Here is a 21,455-nt window from a genome sequence, read left to right on the forward strand (position 1 = left end):
CACACCCATGGCATTCGTTCAGCAGTCATCGCCCCACGCACACAGTGCCCGGCCAACGTCCCGCGTGATGTTGTGGGTACTTATTGCGGCCTTGCCTGGCCTGTTGGCCCAGACGCTGTTTTTTGGCTGGGGCAACCTGATCAATGTGGTCTTCTGTATCGCCGTTGCCATTGCCTCCGAAGCTGCCCTGCTCAAGCTCAGAAAGAAGCCAGTCGCATTCTTTATCAAAGACAACACCGCCGCCGTCACCGGCCTTCTGCTGGGCCTGTCACTGCCTCAGTTTGCGCCCTGGTGGGTCTCAGCCGTCGCGGTGATTTCAGCCATCGTTGTTGCCAAGCAGCTGTATGGCGGGCTGGGCTCAAATCCGTTCAACCCCGCCATGGTGGGCTACGCCCTGGTTCTGGTCTCATTTCCGGTGGCCATGACAACCAACTGGGCGGAACCCGCCATGCTCTGGGACGGTGCACCGGGCTTTGGCGAGACCCTGGCGACCATTGCCTCCGGCCAGCAAACAGCGGTTGACGGCTGGACCATGGCAACCCCGCTTGATGAATACAAACACAAGATCACCACCCATACCGCGGCCGAGGTTCTCAACCACCCGACCTTTGGTGAAGGTGTTGCCAAGGGCTGGGAATGGGTGAATGCGGCGTTCCTCGCCGGGGGCCTGCTGCTCATCGGCCTGCGCATTATCAGCTGGCATATTCCGGCTGGGTTTCTTGGCGGTCTGATCGTGATGAGCCTGGCTTTTGGCAACAATGCCGATCTCTACTCGCCGCTCTCCCTGCATCTACTGGCGGGCGGAACCATGTTGGGTGCGTTCTTTATCGCCACCGATCCGGTATCTGCCGCTACCAGCCACCAGGGCAAACTGATCTACGGGGCCGGGATTGGCATCCTGATCTACCTGATCCGCACCTGGGGCAATTATCCGGACGCCGTGGCGTTCAGCGTTTTGCTGATGAATTTTGCGGTACCCTTCATCGATCATTACACACCCCCGCGGACATATGGGCATCACAAGGCCCGCAGGGGTGTACCGGGGAGTCAGGGATAATCATGGCTGCAGTTGCACAGTCCATCCGTCGCAGCGCCATCGGCCTCGGCTTGTTTGCCGTGATCACCGGTGGCACCATCGCCGTAACCCAGGTGGCTACCGAAGAGCGCATTCGTGAGCAGGCGGCCCGTGCCGAGGCCCAGGCCCTCTATGAAATCATTCCGGAAAGCCGGCACAACAACGACCTGCTCCGGGACACTGTGCAGCTACCCGCCAGCGAGCGGCTCGCGCAACCCGGCCCTCTGACCGTCTGGGTGGCGAGACAGGACGAACGCCCCATTGGCATGATCATGCCAGTGGTGGCCCCGGACGGGTACTCCGGAAAAATACACCTGCTGGTGGGCGTGGACATGCAGGGAACCATTCTCGGGGTCCGGGTAACCAATCATAAAGAAACCCCGGGGCTGGGAGACCAGATCGAGACCCGGAAATCCGACTGGATCAAGAGCTTTGATGGCCGCTCTCTGGGCAAGCCCCCGCATCGGGAGTGGAACGTCAAAAAGAATGGCGGAGAATTCGATCAGTTCACTGGCGCCACCATCACGCCAAGGGCTGTGGTAAAAGCTGTTCAGAAGGCACTGATCTACTTCCGGGAAAATCGTCAGATTATCCGGGAGCGGCTTAATGAAGAGCCGTCACCGAGAGACACCATCCTGAACCCTGAAGCGATTGCCGGCGAATCGTCCAATACGGAGCATTCCTGATCATGGCAACCAAATCATCCAGCGAAATCGTCCGGGACGGGCTCTGGGACAACAACCCTGCCCTCGTCCAGGTGCTTGGGCTCTGCCCTCTTCTGGCCGTGACCAGTACCGTTGTCAACGCCATCGGGCTGGGTCTGGCCACACTCATGGTGCTCATGGGATCCAATCTCGCAGTCTCGCTGATTCGCAATTTCGTGAGCGAATCCGTGCGTCTGCCCGCATTTGTGATGATCATCGCCTCGTTCGTGACCTGCGCCGAGCTCCTGATGCAGGCCTTTACCTATGAGCTGTACCTGATTCTTGGCATTTTCATCCCGTTGATCGTCACCAACTGTGCCATTCTGGGCCGGGCCGACGCCTTCGCCTCGAGGAATCCACCGCTCCCGGCACTGTTGGACGGTGCCATGATGGGCCTCGGTTTTCTGGCGGTTCTGGTGGTTCTGGGCGGCCTGCGGGAACTCATCGGACAGGGCACTCTGTTTGTCGACATGCACCTGCTGCTCGGCCCCGTTGCCGCTGACTGGGTGGTACGCCCGTTCGACAATTACCCGGACATGCTGTTCATGATTCTTCCGCCAGGCGCGTTTGTGGGCCTCGGCCTGCTGATCGCCCTCAAGAACGGGATCGACAATCACCTGGAAGAACGCCGCAAAGCCAATGAACCAGCACCCGTGGCAGCGGGCAGCAGGCGGGTCCGGGTTACCGGGAACGTTTCCTGATCCCCTGGTTGCAGAAAACTGAGAGCTGATGAACAAACAGAAACGTAGTGAGATCTTCACCCGTCTCCGGGAGGCCAATCCCAACCCGACCACGGAGCTGAACTATTCCAGCCCGTTCGAGCTGCTGATTGCGGTTATCCTATCGGCCCAGGCCACGGATGTGGGTGTCAACAAGGCAACGGACAAGCTGTTCCCGGTAGCCAACACGCCAGAGGCCATCCTCGCCCTGGGGGTTGACGGCCTCAAGGAATACATCAAAACCATTGGCCTGTTTAACAGCAAGGCCGAGAACGTGATCAAGACCTGTCGCATTCTGATTGACAAACACGATGGCCAGGTACCGGAACGCCGGGAAGATCTTGAGGCATTACCAGGTGTCGGTCGCAAAACCGCAAATGTGGTGCTGAATACCGCGTTCGGCCACATGGCAATGGCGGTGGACACCCATATCTATCGCGTGTCGAACCGCACCGGCATCGCCCCGGGCAAGAACGTTCTCGAAGTGGAGAACCGGTTGATGCGCCTGGTGCCAAAAGAGTTCCTGCTGGACGCGCACCACTGGCTGATTCTGCATGGACGTTATACCTGCACTGCCCGTAAACCAAAATGCGGCGCCTGTATCATCGAAGATCTTTGCGAATTCAAGCAGAAACGGGATTATCTTTGAATTCAGGGCGTAAAAAAGCCGGCATTTTGCCGGCTTTTCGCTTTCAAGAAGCAGGGTCCAGTTATCGCTGGCCAAGCATTTTCTCTTTCAGATCCTTCTGAGCCGGCTTGTCGGATAGCCAGATTCCAAACAGGGCCTTTTTGAAGGCCATGTCGCCAACGGTGTCCTTGTGCTCGCCATTCTTGAGGACCCGGACACCTTCTCCCGGCAGATACACCAGATCAAAAACGTCACCCTCGGTGATCTCTTCCTGGAACACCGCCATGAACTGATCCACATCTTCCTGGATAGACGCCATATCACCGTCGGTGGAGGCTTCGAAACCCTCCAGTGTCGCCTCGGTCATGCGTTCGCTGGTAATCATGCCGGAAATGATATGTAGAGTAATCACCTGGGGTTCATCCGCGTTGATCACTGCCTCACCATCGTCGATGGTCTCGGGGACGTACAGGCCTCCGACATACAGATCCATGAACCACTTGGAACGGGTACCTGCGCCATTAAGCTTCAGTTCGGTATCCATGGCTGAATAGGTATCCGGGACATCAACACCTTCCACGGTGATCGCAGCTGCCGGTGCCGACAGCAGGGCTGTCATCAGCACGGAGGCAAAGCCGGTTGTAAGAGCCTTCTTCATAGTCCTTTCCTTTTCGATCGTTATTATTGACGTGTTTCATTCGTGCACCGGGTTTCGACACCCTTATCCCCGCCCGGTCACAGCATTCTATCAATGAGGCTGGCAGCCAGTGCGCAACCTGGTTCTCATTTGCAGCGATCCTGAAACACAAAAAAGCCGGCCAGGAATATCCTGGCCGGCTTTTCGATCGGAAGATCAAACGGGTATTACTTGAACAACAGGTTTCCGGACAAGCCTTCCTTCTCCAGAATTTCCCGAAGGCGACGAAGCGCCTCGACCTGAATCTGCCGCACGCGTTCACGGGTAAGACCGATTTCCTGCCCCACTTCCTCAAGCGTACTGACCGGATAGCCCCGAAGACCAAACCGCCGTGACAGAACTTCCTGCTGCTTGTCACTGAGCTGATCGATCCACTTTTCCAGGCAGGAACACATGTTGTTGTCCTGCAGGAGATCCGCCGGATCTGACGCTCCCTCATCGGCTACGGTATCCAAAAGCGACTTTTCGCCACCGGTACCGATTGGCGTATCCATCGACGCAACACGCTCATTCAGACCAAGCATGCGCTTCACATCAGCTACCGGCTTGTCGACCATTCTAGCGATTTCTTCGGCCGACGGCTCATGATCCAGTTTCTGGGTCAGTTCCCGCGCCGCACGCAGGTAGAGGTTGAGTTCCTTAACCACATGAATCGGCAGACGGATGGTGCGGGTCTGGTTCATGATGGCCCGCTCAATGGTCTGGCGAATCCACCAAGTGGCGTAAGTGGAGAAGCGGAAGCCACGCTCCGGATCAAACTTCTCAACCGCCCGGATCAAACCTAGGTTGCCCTCCTCAATCAGGTCCAGCAGCGTCAGGCCCCGATTCACGTAGCGACGGGCAATCTTGACTACAAGACGAAGATTGCTCTCGATCATGCGCTTGCGGCCGGACTCCTCTCCCTTGCGCGCCAGGCGGGCAAAGTAGACCTCTTCTTCCGGCGTCAGGAGTGGTGAGAAACCGATTTCGTTGAGATACAGCTGAGTGGCATCCAGCTGTTTTTGACTGGTGAAATAACGTCCCTGGGTGGGAAAATCCTCTTCGACTTCAGCCACTTCTTCGGTGGCCTCTTTATCGACTTTCTCTTCAGCTAACAGTTGATCCTCGGCATCGTCCATGTCCGACACGCGATCAATGATGATGTCTTCTTGCTCTGCTGACATTTGTCTTGCCCCGCCTCTCAATAATCCTGGATGTTCGTCCGATACTTCTTTTTATTGCGGACGTCTTTGTATTCGTGCTTTTTCTTCAGGACATTTTGTTGGTCGGCCTGTAGTGGCCTTATACCGTTTTTGTTTTTCTTGCGAACGCGGTTTTTTGTCAGTGCCGGCGTGTGGGATCTGCGCAGCCTGCTGACTGCGTTATTTATTAGCGCGGTGGCAAATAATGGACTGGGTCAACCGGATTGCCGTTTTTGCGAATCTCAAAATGCAACATGGGTCGTTCAGCGCCACTGCTACCGAGCTCTGCGATCACCTGCCCGGCTTTCACATCCTCCCCTTCCTGCACCAGAATCTTCCGGTTGTGAGCGTAAGCACTTAAATAGTGCTCATTATGATTCACGATAATCAGATTGCCGTATCCAAGCAACCCGTTGCCGGCATAGACCACATTCCCGGTGGCCGCAGCCCTTACAGCATCCCCGGCTTGCCCGGCAATATCAATACCTTTATTGACTTTTCCGGATGTTGAATATCCAGCAATTACAGTGCCAACGTGAGGCCAGCGCCATTCGATTCGAGCCACGGTCTGGGTCTGGGAAGCCAGCGGCGCACCCTTACTAGGCGCCCTGGTGACCGCAGGTTTTGGTGCCGTGGCAGCTGTCTGCTTGGGCGGCGAAGCCCGGCTCGGCGTTCTGGTGGCCGAGGTCGCCGGTTTGCTGGCAGTAGTAGTCTGACTGCCGGAGGTTACATTTCCACGAAGATCCAGGCGAAGCACCTGCCCTGCCTTGAGGTTCCAGGGTGGACCAATCCCGTTGGCATCACCCAGCTCCCGATAGTCCCGACCATACCGCCAGGCTATGCTGTAAAGGGTTTCGCCAGGCTGGACGACGTGCCGGCCCCAGTAGACCGGGGGATTGTATATATCATCCTGGTAGAGCGCGGGGGTATTGCAGCCAGACAAAAGCAGCATGGCAATCAGAGGGAGGAGAATCAAAAGACTGGTCGGCGTTTTTTCCGCAGGGCGAGAGGATTCAGAGGCACCGGAAAGGAACCGCGGGGACACCGGTAAAACGGCATTGACTAGCCCACGCAAAAATCTCACAGGAATAAAACTGGCCCAGTTATGAAAAATCCGTATAAACCATTTTGGTTGTCGAAGCAGTTTCTAAACTTTTTATAGTAACTTGCTAATATATTGCACATTTCTCGCAGGAAGCCAAGTTACTCCCCAGCCATCCTTGTTACCCCACGAAACACCCATTTTGTGCGTTAGGTAACACCCTGGCACCACAATCGCCCCGATTTACGTCGACGATGAGACATATCCGCGCCTGGAACCAATCCATTCCACAAGCAGAACCAGACCGAAACCAGCCAGTGCCATAAGCACGGCGAAAAGCAACTTGGGGTCCTGCCCTGCCTGTTCCGCGAAGGTCCAGGGCCAGATACTTGCCTCATTCAGGGGCACTTTTTCACCAGAGCTGTTTTCCCGCCAACTGAGTGTTTCTTTCCAGGGCCAGACCTTGTTGAGCGCGCCGATCATGAAGCCGGTCAGCAAAGCGAGCACCAGATCATGGAAATGATGAAACGCCCAGGTGATCAGGCGGGCGATGGATAACAGGCCCACCACGCAACCTGCCATAAACAGCAACAGAATGCCCACCTCGAACGATTTGATCGCCGCCAGCACGGGCGCATACATACCAATAATCACCAAGATGAAACTGCCCGAGATGCCGGGAAGAATCATGGCACAGATGGCAAGGGCGCCGGCGCCGAAAAATGCCAGAGCGGAAGGCGAGACCTCGCTGGCGGAAAGGGTGGTTACCCACCAGGCGATAGCAATCCCTACCAGCAGCGGAATCAGTAATGTGGGCGTATAACGCCGGACCTGACGCCCCACATGCCACACCGAGGCGACAATCAAGCCAAAGAAAAAGCTCCAGATCAGGATCGGATACGCCACCAGCAAGTAGCTGATGGCTGAAGCCAGAGTGGCAATACTGGTCAGAATGCCCGCCAGCAGACAGACCAGAAAGGTTCCATCGACGGCGTTCCAGAAAGCCCTGAACTGGCCCCGAAACAGCTGGCGAAAGACCGCTCCGGGAACAGCGTTGATCGCCTCCAGCAGCCGGAAATAGATACCGGTTATGAATGCGATGGTGCCTCCGGACACACCCGGAACGATATCAGCGGCTCCCATTGCAATGCCCCGCAGAAATACTGCTGCAGGATGATGGTTACGGGCGGTTTCGCTATCTACGTCGGAGCTGAGTACTGCAGAGTCAACCATAACTATCGGACAACCCCGCCCAGGAGCGGGACAAACCGGACCGGTTCCAGCTCCTTGTGATCGAAACGATCGCCCCTGCGGGTAACCTCCACCAATACCTGATTCTCTTCGCCCACTGGCGCAATCAGAATGCCACCGTCGGCCAGCTGAGCGAGCAATTCGCCGGGAACTTCAATTGGCGCAGCGGTCACGATAATGCCGTCGAAAGGGCCGCGCTCAGGCCAGCCCATGCCACCGTCAGCGTGTTTCAGGAACACGTTTCTGGCGCTCAACTGGCGCAATCGGTCCCGGGCCCGATCCTGCAGCGCCTTGATACGCTCAACGCTGTAGATTTCGGAAAAGAGACGGGAGAGCACCGCGGTCTGGTAGCCTGATCCGGTTCCCAGCTCCAACACCCGTGCCGGCCCATGGGCCAGCATCAATTCCGTCATCCGCGCCACAATGTAGGGCTGGGACAGGGTCTGACCATAGCCGATCGGCAGGGATGTATCTTCATAAGCGCGATGGGACAGGGCCTCATCCAGGAAGATGTGCCGTGGCACCTCCCCCATAATCTCAAGTACCCGGTCCGATTCGATGCCGGCTTCCCTGAGGCGCTGGACCAGTCGCATCCGGGTGCGTCGGGAGGTCATCCCGATGCCTTCGAGCTGAGCGGTCATCCCCGGCCCTCCAGCGAATCCTCCAGGGTGTCGACCCAGTCCCGGAGCCGGGACAGCGCCTCATGCCGGGTCATGTCGATATGTACCGGAGTCACCGAGACATAGCCTTCGCGGACGGCGTTGAAATCCGTACCCGGACCTGCATCACCGCCCACACCGGCGGCCCCGATCCAGTAGCGTTCCCTACCGCGGGGACAGGTCATTGGAACCGCGCCTTCGGCCCGCTCCCGATGGCCCAGGCGGGTTACCCGGATTCCAGCCAGCTCCTCCCAGGGTACGTCCGGGACATTCACATTAAGAATGGAGCGCGGCCCAAGCGCCAGGGGGCGCTCGTTTTCGAGGAGCATCCGGATCACCCGGGCAGCTGTTTCGTAGTGAAAGTGGCCATCGTTAACCAGGGAAACGGCGATGGCCGGAAGGCCAAGGTGACGCCCTTCGGTGGCTGCGGCAACGGTACCTGAATAGATAATGTCATCGCCCAGGTTGGCATGGGTGTTTATCCCGGAAACCACCCTGTCGAATGGCTCTTTGAACAGCCCGTTGACCGCCAGATGAACACAATCTGTCGGCGTCCCATCCACGGAACGGAAACCGTTTGGATGCTCTTCCACAGTGAGGGGGCGATTGAGGGTCAGGGCGTTGCTGGCACCGCTGTGATCCCGATCGGGGGCCACGACCTCCAGCTCACCCAGGCCCTTCAATCCCTCAAACAGGGCGATAAGTCCCGGTGAATGAACGCCGTCATCGTTCGACAACAGAATACGCACAGTGTTCTCCGCTAGCCTTGTTGTTCGTTATGTCGGCTGAGGCTCATGTCCTCAAGCTCGAAAATATCACTCAAAATCGTTGTGGCGTACTGGCCGGGTGACAGAACAAACGTCAGTTCCAGGCTGTCGTCAGCCAGCCACTGCCAGGAGAGCCTCTCGGGCTTCACCGCCAGGGGCCGTCGCTCCGGTTTCATCCGGGTGACCGAGAACAGGCTCGCCAGACCCGGGGTTTGCGCAACAATGTCCCGCTCAAGAGTTTCCAGTGGCCCGGAAGCGGTCGTGCCGCCGTCACCCCAAAGGGGCCCTGTCGCCCCTGCCTCAGCCCAGCTACCATCTTCTACCCGAGCTGCGAGTACCTCGTTGAACAGCCATGAGCGCGCCGCCGAAAAATACAATACGTTTTTCGAGCCGTCGCTGCCAGCACGCTTTTTGCCGCCGCGGCCTTTTCCGCCAGATCGGCTCCGACGGTTCAGGGTGGCGGGATCCAGGTGCACCGCCCGGTCAAGGTTTGCGCCGCCGTTGCCGAACCGCTGGGGACCAAAGTAATTGGGAGCGCCAATATCTGCCAGACGCGCCAGGGCACGATCAATGACCTCGTGCTCCCCGGTAACAGCCCGCAGGGTGACAATAAAGCCATTGCCCTTGTGCTCTCCTCGACGTAATTTCCGCGCCTGTCGGGAGGCCGCCAGAACGGGCCAGCGAGCGGCAATATCCTCAATCAACGAGGCGTCCTGGGCTTCACACCCTGGTCGATAGAGACTGAACCATTGACGTGTTACCGCATGCCGATCCTTGAGACCGCAAAAGCCGACATCAAAGTTCCGACAATCCGCCATTCTGGCCAGTTCGCGAGCGACATACTCCGTGTTATCGCCCACTTTCTCCAGTTTCAGGCAGAGATGTTCTCCACTTCCCGGAGTTGCGTCTGCCTCGACATCAGAGCCGCTTTCCAGAAATTCCAGTAACTCGTCGACAATGAAATCGCCGGGCGTTGTCTTTAAACGACCAGAAGCAATACGGCCACCGCCAGATGTGGGCCAGTCAAGACGCCATTGACTCACGAATCCACCGGTTCAAGCAGGCAGATGGCCTGGCAGGCAATGCCTTCACCCCGCCCTGTAAAACCCAGTTTTTCCGTGGTAGTGGCTTTTACGCTCACACGACTGGCGGACACGCCCAAGTCTTCCGCAATATTTAGACGAATGGCATCAATGTGAGGCGCCATTTTCGGAGCCTGAGCGATGATGGTGGTATCTACATTCACCACGTTGAAACCTTCGTCGCGAACACGGCTAATGACCCGACGCAGAAGATCGCGGCTGTCGGCACCCGCCCACTCATCACTGGTGTCCGGGAAAAAATGTCCGATGTCGCCAAGTGCTGCGGCGCCCAGCAGCGCATCTGCCAGCGCATGCAGCAGGACATCACCATCGGAATGGGCCTTCAGCCCATGGGAATGGGGAATGCTTACGCCGCCAATAATCACAGAATCGCCTTCACAGAAGGCATGGACATCAAAGCCCTGACCAATACGCATAATGTGCTCCGGAAAACTCCGAACGTTCAGAACCGGCTAAGAATAAAGCCTGCGAGTGCCAGATCCGCGGGTACGGTGATCTTGATATTGTCCGGCCGCCCTTCTACCAGCACCGGCATGTTACCGGAAAACTCCACGGCAGAGGACTCATCAGTCACCGGAAGTTCCCTGGCAAGGGCCGCTTCCAGGGACTCCACCAGAATACGATAGCGAAACATCTGGGGCGTTAGTGCCCGCCACAGATTTGTGCGATCCACCGTGCCGGAAACCTCCGGCAGCTCGCCGGTGCCAGCGCTCTTGATGGTGTCCGCCACTGGCGAAGCCAGGAGCCCCCCGACAGGGTGGTTGTAGAGTTGGTCAATAAGATTGGACAGATCCCGGGTATGAAGACATGGCCGTGCCGCATCGTGAACCAGAACCCAGTCATCATCACTGACCTGTTCCGCCATGGCATGCAGTGCCGACAACACCGAGCCTGCCCTCTCGGAACCGCCGGTGCAGGTCTGGATTCGGCTATCGCCGCTGGCGACGGTATCCGGCCACCAATGGTCGGCCGGATGCAATGGCACCATGCAACCGGAAAAAGGCGCGGAATCCATCAGTCGGGAAAGGGTGATATCGAGAATGAAACGTTGGTCGATCCGAAGATACTGTTTCGGTTGCTCAGCCTGCATACGCTGGCCGATGCCGGCGGCAGGAACAATCAGCCAGAGTCTTGGAGCAGGCATAGACAATCAGTTTTCAACAACCAGGAAAAAGGTCTCGTCTTCTCTTATCAGGCCGAGGTTCATTCTGGCCCGTTCCTCAACGGCGCCCTGCTCGTTACGCAGATTCCTGACTTCGGCATAGAGACGTTCATTGCGGGTAGCCAGTTCGGCATTTTCTTCACGTTGCTCGGCGATGGACTGCTCGAGTGCCCATACCTGCGCAAAGCTGCCCTCCCCGACCCACAGGCGCACCTGCAGCAGGAGAATCACAACCACCATTATGGTCCAGAGCAACTTCATTGCCGATTCCGTTCAAAATTCAATCATTCAAAATACCAACGCCGGACGTTGAGTATAGACCTTAGAGTAGATTAGCAACAAATTCTTCTAACTGCCTGTACAAAAAGGCCATCGCATCCAGGTTTTCACCCGGAACACGATGGCCTTAACAGTTTTTCGCCGATTGCCGGCCTGACACTTTGCCAGAACCGGTCAGATCAGTCGATCAGCCCTGCCCCTTGATCTCGCTCAGGCCGCGATACGGCGCCTTGCCGTCCAGAGCCTCTTCAATGCGCAGTAGCTGGTTGTACTTTGCAACACGATCAGAGCGGCACAGGGAACCAGTCTTGATCTGGCCGGCACAGGTGGCCACCGCCAGATCCGCAATGGTGGTGTCCTCGGTTTCGCCGGAGCGATGGGAAATCACGGCGGTGAAGCCGGCTTCCTGGGCCATTTTGATGGCATCCAGGGTTTCGCTCAGGCTGCCAATCTGGTTGAACTTGATCAGAATGGAGTTACCCACACCCTTCTCGATACCCTGCTTGAGGATCTTGGTGTTGGTAACGAACAGATCGTCGCCCACCAGCTGCACCTTGCTACCGAGTTTGTCGGTCAGCACTTTCCAGCCATCCCAGTCGCTTTCATCCATACCGTCCTCGATGGAGACGATCGGGTAACGCTCGCACAAACCTGCCAGGTAGTCGGCAAAGCCTTCGGAATCGAAACTCTTGCCTTCACCGGACAGCTGATACTGCCCATCTTTGTAGAATTCGGAAGACGCACAGTCCAGAGCCAGGGTCACATCGGTACCGAGCTTGTAACCGGCCTTCTCGACCGCTTCCTGAATCACCGCCAGCGCGGCTTCGTTGGATGGCAGGTTCGGGGCAAAACCGCCCTCATCACCCACCGCCGTGTTCAGGCCCTGGGCCTTCAGCACTTTCTTCAGGCTGTGGAAAATCTCCGCGCCAACACGCAGAGCTTCAGAGAAGCTTTTGGCGGAAACCGGCTGAACCATGAACTCCTGGATATCAACATTGTTATCCGCATGCTCGCCACCGTTCAGAATGTTCATCATCGGTACCGGCATGGAGAACTTGCCGGAGGTGCCATTGATGTCGGCAATGTGCGCATACAACGGCTTACCCAGGGAGATTGCCGCTGCCTTGGCCGCAGCAAGGGAAACCGCCAGAATTGCATTGGCGCCCAGGTTCGCCTTGTTCTCGGTACCATCTAGATCCAGCATGATCTGATCCAGAGTGCGCTGATCCGCTGCATCTTTGCCTACCAGTGCATCACGAATCTTGCTGTTCACGGCTTCTACGGCCTTCAGAACACCTTTGCCAAGGTAACGGGAGGCGTCACCGTCACGCAGTTCCAGCGCTTCCCGGGAACCGGTAGACGCACCTGACGGCGCGCAGGCGCTACCGACGGTGCCGTCTTCGAGGATAACGTCGGCTTCTACTGTCGGGTTACCGCGGGAATCCAGAACCTCACGGCCCTTGATGTTGGCAATCTTGGTCATTCTTCTCTGTCTCCAAGTTCATGTTCAAATTTGGGAGTCAGAGCGAGCGGGAACGGCCCTGCGAAAACCGCTACAAGCACATCCATGTGCGCTTGTTTCGGGCCATCCATGGCCCTCTACATTTTCGCAGGGCCGTTCCCGCTCGCTCCCATAGTCCGCGTAAAACGCCAACACCGCCAATCAGGCGGTGTCGATAGGTTTAAAGCTTTTTACCAGATCATCCACAGCTTTCACCCGCTGCAGGAAGGGCTCCAACTGGCTGAGCCGCAGAGCGCAGGGACCATCGCATTTGGCCTTGTCCGGGTCCGGATGGGCCTCGAGGAACAGGCCAGCCAGGCCCTGGGACATACCTGCTAAAGCCAGATCCGTCACCTGGGCCCTGCGGCCGCCGGCGGAATCGGCTCGTCCGCCCGGCATCTGCAGGGAGTGGGTCACATCGAACATCACCGGCACGTTCATGGCTTTCATAATGCCAAAGCCCAGCATGTCGACGACCAGATTGTTGTAACCGAAGCTGCTGCCCCGCTCACACAGGATCACCTTGTCGTTGCCGGCTTCCTCGCACTTGGTGATGATGTGCTTCATTTCCTGGGGAGCGAGGAACTGGGCCTTCTTGATGTTGATCACCGCGCCTGTTTTCGCCATGGCGACCACCAGATCGGTCTGACGGCTCAGAAAGGCCGGCAGCTGGATGATGTCGCAGACCTCGGCCGCCGGAGTGGCCTGGGCTGGCTCGTGAACGTCCGAGATGATGGGCACACCGAACTTGCTCTTGATGTCCGCCAGTATCTGAAGACCTTTCTCAAGGCCGGGGCCACGAAAGGAATTCACAGACGACCGGTTGGCTTTATCAAAAGACGCCTTGAAAACGTAGGGGATACCGAGCTTGCCGGCGGCTTCAACATAGGCCTGGGCCACTTCCATGGCCAGTTCCGGCGACTCGAGGACGTTCATTCCACCAAAGAGCACAAACGGCTTGTCGTTGGCGACGTCGATTCCCGATACGTTTACGGTGCTCTGCGCCATACTCAGGATCCTTTCTTGCAGGCCAGTGCTGCCTCAACAAAGCCCTTGAACAGCGGGTGGCCGTCGCGGGGCGTGGAGGTAAATTCCGGATGGAACTGACAGGCAACAAACCAGGGGTGGTCCGGCGCCTCAACAACTTCCACCAGGCGGCCATCGGTCGACCGACCAGAAATCTGGAGACCAGCCTCTTCCAACCTCGGCAGGAAATGGTTGTTCACCTCGTAACGGTGCCGATGACGCTCGCGAATGGTTTTCTTGCCATAGCAGTTGGCAATGGTGGAACCTTCGGTCAGCACGCAATCCTGGGCGCCAAGACGCATGGTCCCACCGAGATCGGACTCTTCAGTGCGCTCTTCACGCTCACCGGTGGAATCCAGCCATTCGGTGATCAGGCCTACCACAGGCTCAGGCGTATGCTCGCGGAATTCAGTGCTGTGGGCATCTTTCAGACCTGCCACGTTGCGGGCGTACTCAATAACTGCAACCTGCATACCCAGACAGATACCCAGGTAAGGCACCTTGTTCTCACGGGCATACTGGACTGTGCGGATCTTGCCTTCCACACCCCGTTCGCCAAAGCCGCCCGGCACCAGAATCGCGTCGGCGCTGGCCAGCGCACCGGTGCCATCACGCTCGATGTCTTCCGAGTCGATGTAGTTGATATTGACCTTGGTGCGGGTCTTGATGCCGGCGTGCAGCAGGGATTCAATCAGGGACTTGTAGGCGTCGAGAAGCTCCATGTACTTGCCAACCATGGCAATAGTCACTTCCTGCTCGGGATTCATCAGCGATTCCACAACGTTGTCCCATTCGCTGAGATCCGCAGGACGGGCATCCAGACCGAAGCGCTCAATAACCAGCTGATCCAGGCCATGCTCATAAAGCATGCGCGGGATGGCGTAGATGGATTTGGCATCCTGGAGAGGAATCACCGCCCGCTCTTCCACGTTGGTGAACAGGGCAATCTTGCGACGTGAACTGGCGTCTACCTCATGCTCCGAGCGGCACAGCAGGATATCCGGCTGCAGGCCGATAGAGCGCATTTCCTTGACGGAATGCTGGGTGGGCTTGGTCTTGATCTCACCAGCAGTAGCAATATACGGAACCAGGGTCAGGTGCATGAAGAGTGCACGCTGGGGGCCCACCTCCACCTTCAGCTGACGACAGGCTTCGAGGAACGGCAGGGATTCAATATCGCCCACGGTACCACCGATTTCGATCAGTGCCACATCGGCACCGGCGGCACCTTCAACAACCCGCCGCTTGATTTCATCGGTGATGTGGGGAATCACCTGAACGGTTCCGCCCAGGTAGTCACCACGGCGCTCCTTGCGGATCACTTCTTCGTAAACCCGGCCGGTGGTGAAGTTGTTGCGCTTAGTCATCGGGGAGCGGATAAAGCGCTCATAGTGGCCCAGATCGAGGTCTGTTTCCGCGCCATCCTCGGTGACAAAGACCTCACCGTGCTGGAACGGGCTCATGGTGCCGGGGTCCACGTTGATGTACGGGTCCAGCTTGAGAATAGTGACCTTCAGGCCGCGTGCCTCGAGGATCGCAGCCAGTGAGGCTGATGCGATACCTTTCCCCAAGGAGGACACGACACCGCCGGTGACGAAAATATAACGCGTCATGCAGATTCCGTGATTGTCTGGTTCGGTGAAGGAGGGAGATTGTCATCTCAAGATGGGACGCCAGACTACCAGAAAGGCCCCATTGACTCAATCACATTCCCGCTCTACAACCAGCCGCCAACCGGCGGCATGGGCGCCTCCCGAGTATTGTTCAGAACACCATAAATCGCCAACAGCAATGAGCTCCGCCGCCTCCCCGGAACCGGCGAAAACCAGCGGCAGACGGGCCCTTTCCCAGGGTGGAACGGCAACTTCCTGCAGCCACTTCTTGAGCGAACGGGACGGACCATCGGGACGGAAACGGACCCGCTCACCACCCTGCCTCGTAAATATCCGTATTGGCGGCAACGGCCTTTCCGGGGTAATGGCAGGTTCCAGCCTGAGGAACCATTCGCCAAAGTTCAACCCGGGACCGGGCTCCAGAGCAAGGGGAACGTCCTGCAGAGGCGGTTGATCGCGAACCAGGTAAAGATCGCCCTGAAAACGGCGCAGACTGAAGCCGTCGGATCGGAACTCCGGCTCCCGATCTTCCCCTGCAAACAGCAGGTCGTGAATGACCTGCTGCCAGTCAGCAATCGTTGGCGCATGAAACCCGCGCTCCCGAACCCACCAGCGAATCAGATTTTTCTGCTCCGCCAGAGGCAGCTTTTTCAGGCCATCAACGGGCAGACGGTCCCGGTCGCCGCCGACAGCCTGCCACTGCATAGCCGCCAGCTTACGGTTAAGCGCCTCGCTTTCGGCGCAGGACTCCGCCGTGTGCCGGAGCCGGCGATTCAGGCCCGGCCAGCGCTCCCGCAGAGGCGGTAGCACGGTGTGGCGCAGAAAGTTCCGGTCGAATCGCTGGTCGGTATTGCTGGGATCGTCAATCCATGTCAGGCCGGCGGATCGCGCCCAGTGCTCAAGCTCGGCCCGCTCAAAACCCAGGAGGGGCCGGGCAAGGATCGCCGGGCCCAGTGGGCGACTGGCAGGCATGCCGGCCAGTCCTGCCACGCCACTGCCTCTGAGCATCCGGAACAGAACCGTTTCCGCCTGGTCGTCGCCATGGTGCGCCATCAAGAGCAGGTCTCCGCGCTGTATCAGCGCCTCGAAGGCGGAATACCGCGCCTTGCGGGCCGCCTCTTCGATACCACCACCGCCAGCCGCATTACCCGCTGCAGCAACGTTTACCCGTTCGACCACCAGCGGCACACCCAGACGATCACACAGGTCGCGGCAAAACGACTCGGTATCCGGCGCATTGGGCTGAAGCTGATGATTGATGTGCACTGCCCGCACGGTTCCGGTGCGGCCATGACAATGAACTGCAAGGTGTAATAGCAGTGTCGAATCGAGGCCGCCGCTCAGGGCAACCCACAGGCGGGCGTGATCTGGGAGTTCTCTGACCGGGGCGCAAAGGGCCTCCGGCCAGCGGAATCCGGAGCCGGGCTCAGCGCCCGGTGTCATAGCGGGTCAGCCGCTCGTAGCGGCGGGATACCAGCTCATCCAGTGGCAGGCGGCTAAGTTCAGCGACGCCTTTTGCCAGAACCTCCTTCAGGGATTCCGACATTTTTTCGGGATTGCGGTGAGCGCCGCCTAAGGGCTCGGTCACCACGTTATCGGCCAGGCCGAGATCTTTCAGTCGATCGGCGGTAACACCCATGGCCTCTGCGGCCTGGGCGGCGTATTCCGCGCTCTTCCACAGGATTGAGGCGCAACCTTCCGGAGAAATAACCGCGTAGGTGGAATACTGCAGCATGTTTAACTGGTCACAGACACCGATGGCCAACGCGCCACCGGAACCGCCCTCGCCGATTACCGTGGAAATAATGGGTGTCTTCAGGCGGGACATAACAGCCAGATTGAAGGCAATGGCCTCACTCTGGCCCCGCTCTTCCGCACCAATGCCCGGATAAGCGCCCGGCGTATCGATAAAGGTAAGGATGGGCATCTTGAACCGCTCGGCCATTTCCATCAGACGCAGGGCCTTGCGATACCCTTCTGGGCGAGGCATACCAAAGTTACGCTTGACCTTGTCCCGCACTTCCCGGCCCTTCTGATGACCAATCACCATCACCGGCTTGTCATCCAGCCGGGCAGTGCCGCCGACGATGGCCAGGTCGTCTGCATAACGACGGTCACCGTGCAGCTCATCAAAATCCTCAAACATGGATTCGATGTAGTCCAGGGTATAAGGCCGGCGGGGATGGCGAGCCAGTCGGGCAACGTCCCAGGGCTTGAGATCGGAGAAAATGCTCTCGGTCAGGCTGACGCTCTTCTTCTTCAGCCGGGTGATCTCGTCGGTGATATTGATGTCGGTGTCGTTGCCAACCATCCGAAGCTCTTCAATCTTGGCTTCCAGGTCGGCGATTGGCTGTTCGAAATCCAGATAGTTAGGGTTCATGATGTTCCATCATTTTTTGCCAGGCGGGAAAATGCTCCGCCAAACCAGAATTTGACACAAAGATAGCAGCGCCCGGTCAGTGGCTAAAGCGGACATTGGTATGAGTCCGCTATCTGACAAACTTTTAATTTTCAGCTTTCTCAATCATAGACCAGTTCTACCGACTGGTCGCCTACCAGGTAACGGAGCTCCAGTAGCAGGTTGTCATCCGGCTGCACCCGCCAGGACTCGCCCAACTCGATCCGGGTAGACGCCTCGGGGCTGCTGTACTCTATCCAGACCGGACTACCCTCACACCGGAAAGGTCTCAGGGTGGTTTCCAGTTTCTCCAGCAGGCCGTTCTGTAGCTGATCGGCATGCAGGTTCAGCTTTAGTCCGCGGCTGAACTGCTGGCGAGCGCTCGCCACATCCATAACCGTGCTCACCCGCATCTTCATCTGGCCGGAATAGTCGTCGTGGCTGACCTGCCCCTCCACCACGATCACCTGGTCTGACTGCAACAGTTCCCGATTTTCGAAGAAAGCTTCCGAGAACAGGGTGGCCTCGATCCGGGCACTCCTGTCGTCCAGCGTAATGAAACACATGGTGGAGCCGGTGCGGGTTTTCATGGTGCGCTGGGCAACCACCAACCCGGCGACCCGCTGGGGAGACTTGTTCGGCTTCAGATCGGCAATGGAAGACCGGACAAACCGCCGAACTTCTTTTTCGTACTCATCAAACGGGTGGCCGGTGAGGTAAAGCCCCAGGGTATCTTTCTCGCCTTTCAGCCGCTGTTTTTCAGGCCACTCGCGCATACCGGCCACGTCCTCGTAGGGATCGCCACCGTCGCCCGCCTCGAGCATTTCACCGAACATATCCATCATGCCAACGGATTCGTTCCGGGATTGCTGGCCGGCCTGCTGCACGGCCTTATCGATGCTGGCCATCAGCTGAGCCCGGCTGGCACCAAGCTTGTCCATGGCGCCGCACCGGATCAGCGCTTCCATTGCGCGTTTGTTGACCTTTTTCAGGTCAATGCGCCGGCAAAAATCGAAAATATCCTGATAGGGCTCGCCATCACCACGCCCTTCGACGATGCTCTGGATCGGGCCCTCGCCCAGGCCTTTAATCGCACCGAGGCCATAAACAATCTGGCCCTCGTCGTTGACGGTAAAAGTGTATTCCGAGCGGCTGACGTCGGGCACCAGAAGATCCAGCTTCATGTTCCGGCACTCTTCCACCAGCGTGACCACCTTGTCGGTGTTCTGCATATCGGCGGTCAGTACCGCGGCCATGAATTCCGCCGGGTAATGGGCTTTCAGCCAGAGGGTCTGGTAGGACACCAGCGCATAGGCGGCCGAGTGGGATTTGTTGAAGCCGTAGCCGGCAAACTTTTCCACCAGGTCGAAGATGTTTTCTGCGAGGGTTGTGTTGATGCCATTTTTCTCGCAACCATCCAGAAAGAACTGTTTCTGCTTGGCCATCTCCTCGGGTTTTTTCTTGCCCATCGCCCGACGCAGCATGTCAGCGTTACCGAGGCTATAGCCTGCCATCACCTGGGCAATCTGCATGACCTGCTCCTGGTAAAGGATGACCCCGTAGGTGGGTTCCAGAACCGGCTTCAGGCCTTCATATTGATAATCCGGGTGCGGGAAGGACATGGGTTGGCGACCGTGCTTACGGTCGATAAAGTCATCCACCATGCCCGACTGCAGAGGCCCCGGCCGGAACAGGGCCACCAGGGCGATCATGTCTTCCAGAGAGTCCGGCTGGAGGCGGCGAATCAAGTCCTTCATGCCCCGGGATTCCAGCTGGAACACCGCCGTGGTTTCGGCTTTCTTGAGCATGTCGAACGAGGGCGCGTCATCCAGCGGGATCTCGTTGATGTCGAGCGGCTGCATGCCCTTCTTTTCCCGGCGCGGATTGATCATGTTCAGCGCCCACTTGATGATCGTGAGCGTCCGCAAGCCCAGGAAGTCGAACTTCACCAGTCCGGCGTCTTCCACATCGCCCTTGTCGAACTGGGTCACCAGGCTGCCACCCTCGTCGTCGCAGTACAGGGGCGAGAAATCGGTGATCTTGGTGGGCGCGATCACCACACCACCCGCGTGTTTACCGGCGTTCCGGCACACGCCCTCAAGTTTCAGGGCCATTTCCCAGATTTCCTGGGCTTCCTCGTCGTTCTCGAGAAACTCGACCAGCTGGGGCTCCTGCTCCAGAGCCTTTTCCAGGGTCATGCCCGGCTCGAAGGGGATCATCTTGGAGAGTTTGTCAGCCAGACCGTAGGATTTGCCCTGGACCCGGGCGACGTCACGCACAACCGCCTTCGCCGCCATGGTGCCAAAGGTAATGATCTGCGACACCGCCTCTCGCCCGTACTTCTGGGCGGTGTACTCGATTACCCTGTCCCGGCCTTCCATGCAGAAGTCAACGTCGAAGTCGGGCATGGAGACCCGTTCCGGGTTCAGGAAGCGCTCGAACAGCAAGTCGTATTCCAGGGGATCCAGGTCGGTAATCAACTGGGCATAGGCCACCAGCGAGCCGGCACCGGAACCCCGGCCTGGCCCCACGGGCACACCGTTGTTCTTGGCCCACTTGATGAAGTCCATCACGATCAGGAAGTAGCCCGGGAACCCCATCTGGATGATGATGTCCAGCTCGAAGTTCAGGCGTTTGTAGTAGGCCTCGCGTTTGGCATCGTATTCCGGATCGTCCTTGCTCAGAGTCTTGGCCAGCCGCTCTTCCAGACCCTCCTCGGAGACCTTCCGGAAATAGTCGTCCATGGTCATGCCATCCGGAATCGGATAGTTCGGCAGGAAGTATTCGCCCATCCTGACCTTCACCGAGCAACGCCGGGCAATCTCCACCGTATTCTCGATCGCTTCCGGGATGTCGCTAAACAGCTCGATCATTTCATCGGCGCTGCGCAGGTACTGCTGATCACTGAAACGACGGTCACGGCGCGGATCATCCAGGGTACGGCTTTCGCCGATACAAACCCGGGCCTCGTGGGCTTCGAAGTCTTCCGCCTCAAGAAAGTGGACATCGTTGGTGGCCACCACCGGGAGTCCCAACGCACCGGCAAGCTCCACACTCAGGTGCAGACAGTCTTCGTCTCCAGGGCGACCGGTGCGCTGTAGCTCGAGGTAGTAGCTGTCAGGGTACAAATCCATCCAGTAACGGGCGCGCTCGCGGGCCAGTTCCGGCTTGCCCGCCGTCAAAGCCTTGCCCACATCACCCAGCTTTGATCCGGAGAGCGCGATCAGACCATTCGCCCGTGCCTCCAGCCACTTGCGCTGGATAATCGGCTTGCCGAACCGCTGGCCCTCGGTGTAACCCAGGGAAATGATTTCAGTGAGATTGAGATAACCATCGTTATCCCGCGCCAGCAGTGTCAGCCGGAACGGGTTCTCGGGCTCGTCCGGGTTTTCCAGCCACAGATCCGCGCCGATAATCGGTTTTACACCCGCTCCCATGGCCGCTTTGTAGAAACGTACCAGCGAGCACATGTTGGATTGCTCAGTGAGGCCAACGGCCGGCATGCCCAGCTCGGCAACGCGGTTGATCAGCGGTTTAACCCTGACCAGGCCATCCACCATGGAGTATTCGGAATGGACTCGGAGGTGTACAAAAGTCTGCGACATAACGTCAGGTTATTCCTGCTTTGAAATTCAGTTAGGGTAGCGGTC

20 protein-coding genes are annotated in these 21,455 nt (G+C 58.0%); 4 read left to right on the plus strand and 16 right to left on the minus strand.

Going from position 1 to position 21,455, the window contains the following annotated elements:
- The first annotated feature begins 7 nt into the window (after positions 1-7).
- The 4 genes from rsxD to nth are packed head-to-tail and all read left to right on the plus strand — an operon-like array spanning position 8 to position 3,147.
- Positions 8-1,057 carry an electron transport complex subunit RsxD gene (rsxD, locus tag KEHDKFFH_RS04430; RefSeq protein WP_104320781.1) on the plus strand — a complete coding sequence of 350 codons (1,050 nt, stop codon included), beginning with the start codon at positions 8-10 and terminating at the stop codon, positions 1,055-1,057.
- Positions 1,058-1,059: 2 nt separating this feature from the next.
- Positions 1,060-1,761: an electron transport complex subunit RsxG gene (gene rsxG / locus KEHDKFFH_RS04435; RefSeq protein ID WP_104320782.1), complete on the plus strand. Its 702-nt coding sequence runs from the start codon at positions 1,060-1,062 to the stop codon at positions 1,759-1,761.
- Between the two features lie 2 nt (positions 1,762-1,763).
- On the plus strand, positions 1,764-2,480 hold the full coding sequence (locus KEHDKFFH_RS04440; protein ID WP_104320783.1) for an electron transport complex subunit E: 717 nt from the start codon (positions 1,764-1,766) through the stop codon (positions 2,478-2,480).
- A gap of 28 nt (positions 2,481-2,508) precedes the next feature.
- Positions 2,509-3,147 carry an endonuclease III gene (gene nth / locus KEHDKFFH_RS04445; RefSeq protein WP_104320784.1) on the plus strand — a complete coding sequence of 213 codons (639 nt, stop codon included), beginning with the start codon at positions 2,509-2,511 and terminating at the stop codon, positions 3,145-3,147.
- A gap of 61 nt (positions 3,148-3,208) precedes the next feature.
- On the opposite strand, the gene KEHDKFFH_RS04450 is transcribed toward nth, so the two are convergent.
- From KEHDKFFH_RS04450 to dnaE, 16 genes are all read right to left on the minus strand, one after another.
- Positions 3,209-3,784, minus strand: coding sequence for a chalcone isomerase family protein (locus KEHDKFFH_RS04450; protein WP_104320785.1), 576 nt, complete (start codon positions 3,782-3,784; stop codon positions 3,209-3,211).
- A 206-nt stretch (positions 3,785-3,990) separates the two neighbouring features.
- Positions 3,991-4,986, minus strand: a complete 996-nt coding sequence (gene rpoS / locus KEHDKFFH_RS04455; RefSeq protein ID WP_064230555.1) for an RNA polymerase sigma factor RpoS — start codon at positions 4,984-4,986, stop codon at positions 3,991-3,993.
- Positions 4,987-5,191: 205 nt separating this feature from the next.
- Complete coding sequence (locus KEHDKFFH_RS04460; protein WP_104320836.1) at positions 5,192-6,079, minus strand: peptidoglycan DD-metalloendopeptidase family protein; 888 nt, start codon at positions 6,077-6,079, stop codon at positions 5,192-5,194.
- Positions 6,080-6,289: 210 nt separating this feature from the next.
- Entirely contained in the window at positions 6,290-7,279 is a 990-nt protein-coding gene (locus KEHDKFFH_RS04465; protein ID WP_104320786.1) for a polyprenyl-phosphate transporter, read from the minus strand.
- Between the two features lie 2 nt (positions 7,280-7,281).
- Positions 7,282-7,938, minus strand: coding sequence for a protein-L-isoaspartate(D-aspartate) O-methyltransferase (locus KEHDKFFH_RS04470; RefSeq protein WP_104320787.1), 657 nt, complete (start codon positions 7,936-7,938; stop codon positions 7,282-7,284).
- Complete coding sequence (surE, locus tag KEHDKFFH_RS04475; protein WP_104320788.1) at positions 7,935-8,705, minus strand: 5'/3'-nucleotidase SurE; 771 nt, start codon at positions 8,703-8,705, stop codon at positions 7,935-7,937. The genes KEHDKFFH_RS04470 and surE overlap by 4 nt, the downstream gene beginning before the upstream one ends.
- A gap of 11 nt (positions 8,706-8,716) precedes the next feature.
- A complete protein-coding gene (gene truD / locus KEHDKFFH_RS04480; RefSeq protein WP_104320789.1) occupies positions 8,717-9,766 on the minus strand; it encodes a tRNA pseudouridine(13) synthase TruD in 1,050 nt (349 codons plus the stop codon).
- Positions 9,763-10,242 (minus strand): 2-C-methyl-D-erythritol 2,4-cyclodiphosphate synthase, encoded by a 480-nt coding sequence (gene ispF / locus KEHDKFFH_RS04485; protein ID WP_104320790.1) that lies wholly within the window; start codon positions 10,240-10,242, stop codon positions 9,763-9,765. Before ispF ends, truD begins: the two co-directional genes overlap by 4 nt.
- A 26-nt stretch (positions 10,243-10,268) precedes the next feature.
- On the minus strand, positions 10,269-10,970 hold the full coding sequence (gene ispD, locus KEHDKFFH_RS04490; protein ID WP_104320791.1) for a 2-C-methyl-D-erythritol 4-phosphate cytidylyltransferase: 702 nt from the start codon (positions 10,968-10,970) through the stop codon (positions 10,269-10,271).
- Positions 10,971-10,976: 6 nt separating this feature from the next.
- Positions 10,977-11,249, minus strand: a complete 273-nt coding sequence (locus tag KEHDKFFH_RS04495; protein WP_064230548.1) for a septum formation initiator family protein — start codon at positions 11,247-11,249, stop codon at positions 10,977-10,979.
- Between the two features lie 205 nt (positions 11,250-11,454).
- Positions 11,455-12,750 carry a phosphopyruvate hydratase gene (gene eno / locus KEHDKFFH_RS04500; protein ID WP_104320792.1) on the minus strand — a complete coding sequence of 432 codons (1,296 nt, stop codon included), beginning with the start codon at positions 12,748-12,750 and terminating at the stop codon, positions 11,455-11,457.
- 180 nt (positions 12,751-12,930) lie between these two features.
- Entirely contained in the window at positions 12,931-13,776 is an 846-nt protein-coding gene (kdsA, locus tag KEHDKFFH_RS04505) for a 3-deoxy-8-phosphooctulonate synthase (RefSeq protein ID WP_104320793.1), read from the minus strand.
- 2 nt (positions 13,777-13,778) lie between these two features.
- Positions 13,779-15,407, minus strand: a complete 1,629-nt coding sequence (locus KEHDKFFH_RS04510; protein WP_104320794.1) for a CTP synthase — start codon at positions 15,405-15,407, stop codon at positions 13,779-13,781.
- An 87-nt stretch (positions 15,408-15,494) separates the two neighbouring features.
- Positions 15,495-16,850 carry a tRNA lysidine(34) synthetase TilS gene (gene tilS, locus KEHDKFFH_RS04515; RefSeq protein WP_104320795.1) on the minus strand — a complete coding sequence of 452 codons (1,356 nt, stop codon included), beginning with the start codon at positions 16,848-16,850 and terminating at the stop codon, positions 15,495-15,497.
- On the minus strand, positions 16,834-17,787 hold the full coding sequence (accA, locus tag KEHDKFFH_RS04520; RefSeq protein ID WP_008172897.1) for an acetyl-CoA carboxylase carboxyl transferase subunit alpha: 954 nt from the start codon (positions 17,785-17,787) through the stop codon (positions 16,834-16,836). The genes tilS and accA overlap by 17 nt, the downstream gene beginning before the upstream one ends.
- A 140-nt stretch (positions 17,788-17,927) precedes the next feature.
- Entirely contained in the window at positions 17,928-21,410 is a 3,483-nt protein-coding gene (dnaE, locus tag KEHDKFFH_RS04525; protein WP_104320796.1) for a DNA polymerase III subunit alpha, read from the minus strand.
- Positions 21,411-21,455: the final 45 nt, after the last annotated feature.

Source organism: Marinobacter maroccanus, from assembly GCF_002933275.1.
Taxonomy (GTDB): Bacteria; Pseudomonadota; Gammaproteobacteria; order Pseudomonadales; family Oleiphilaceae; genus Marinobacter; species Marinobacter maroccanus.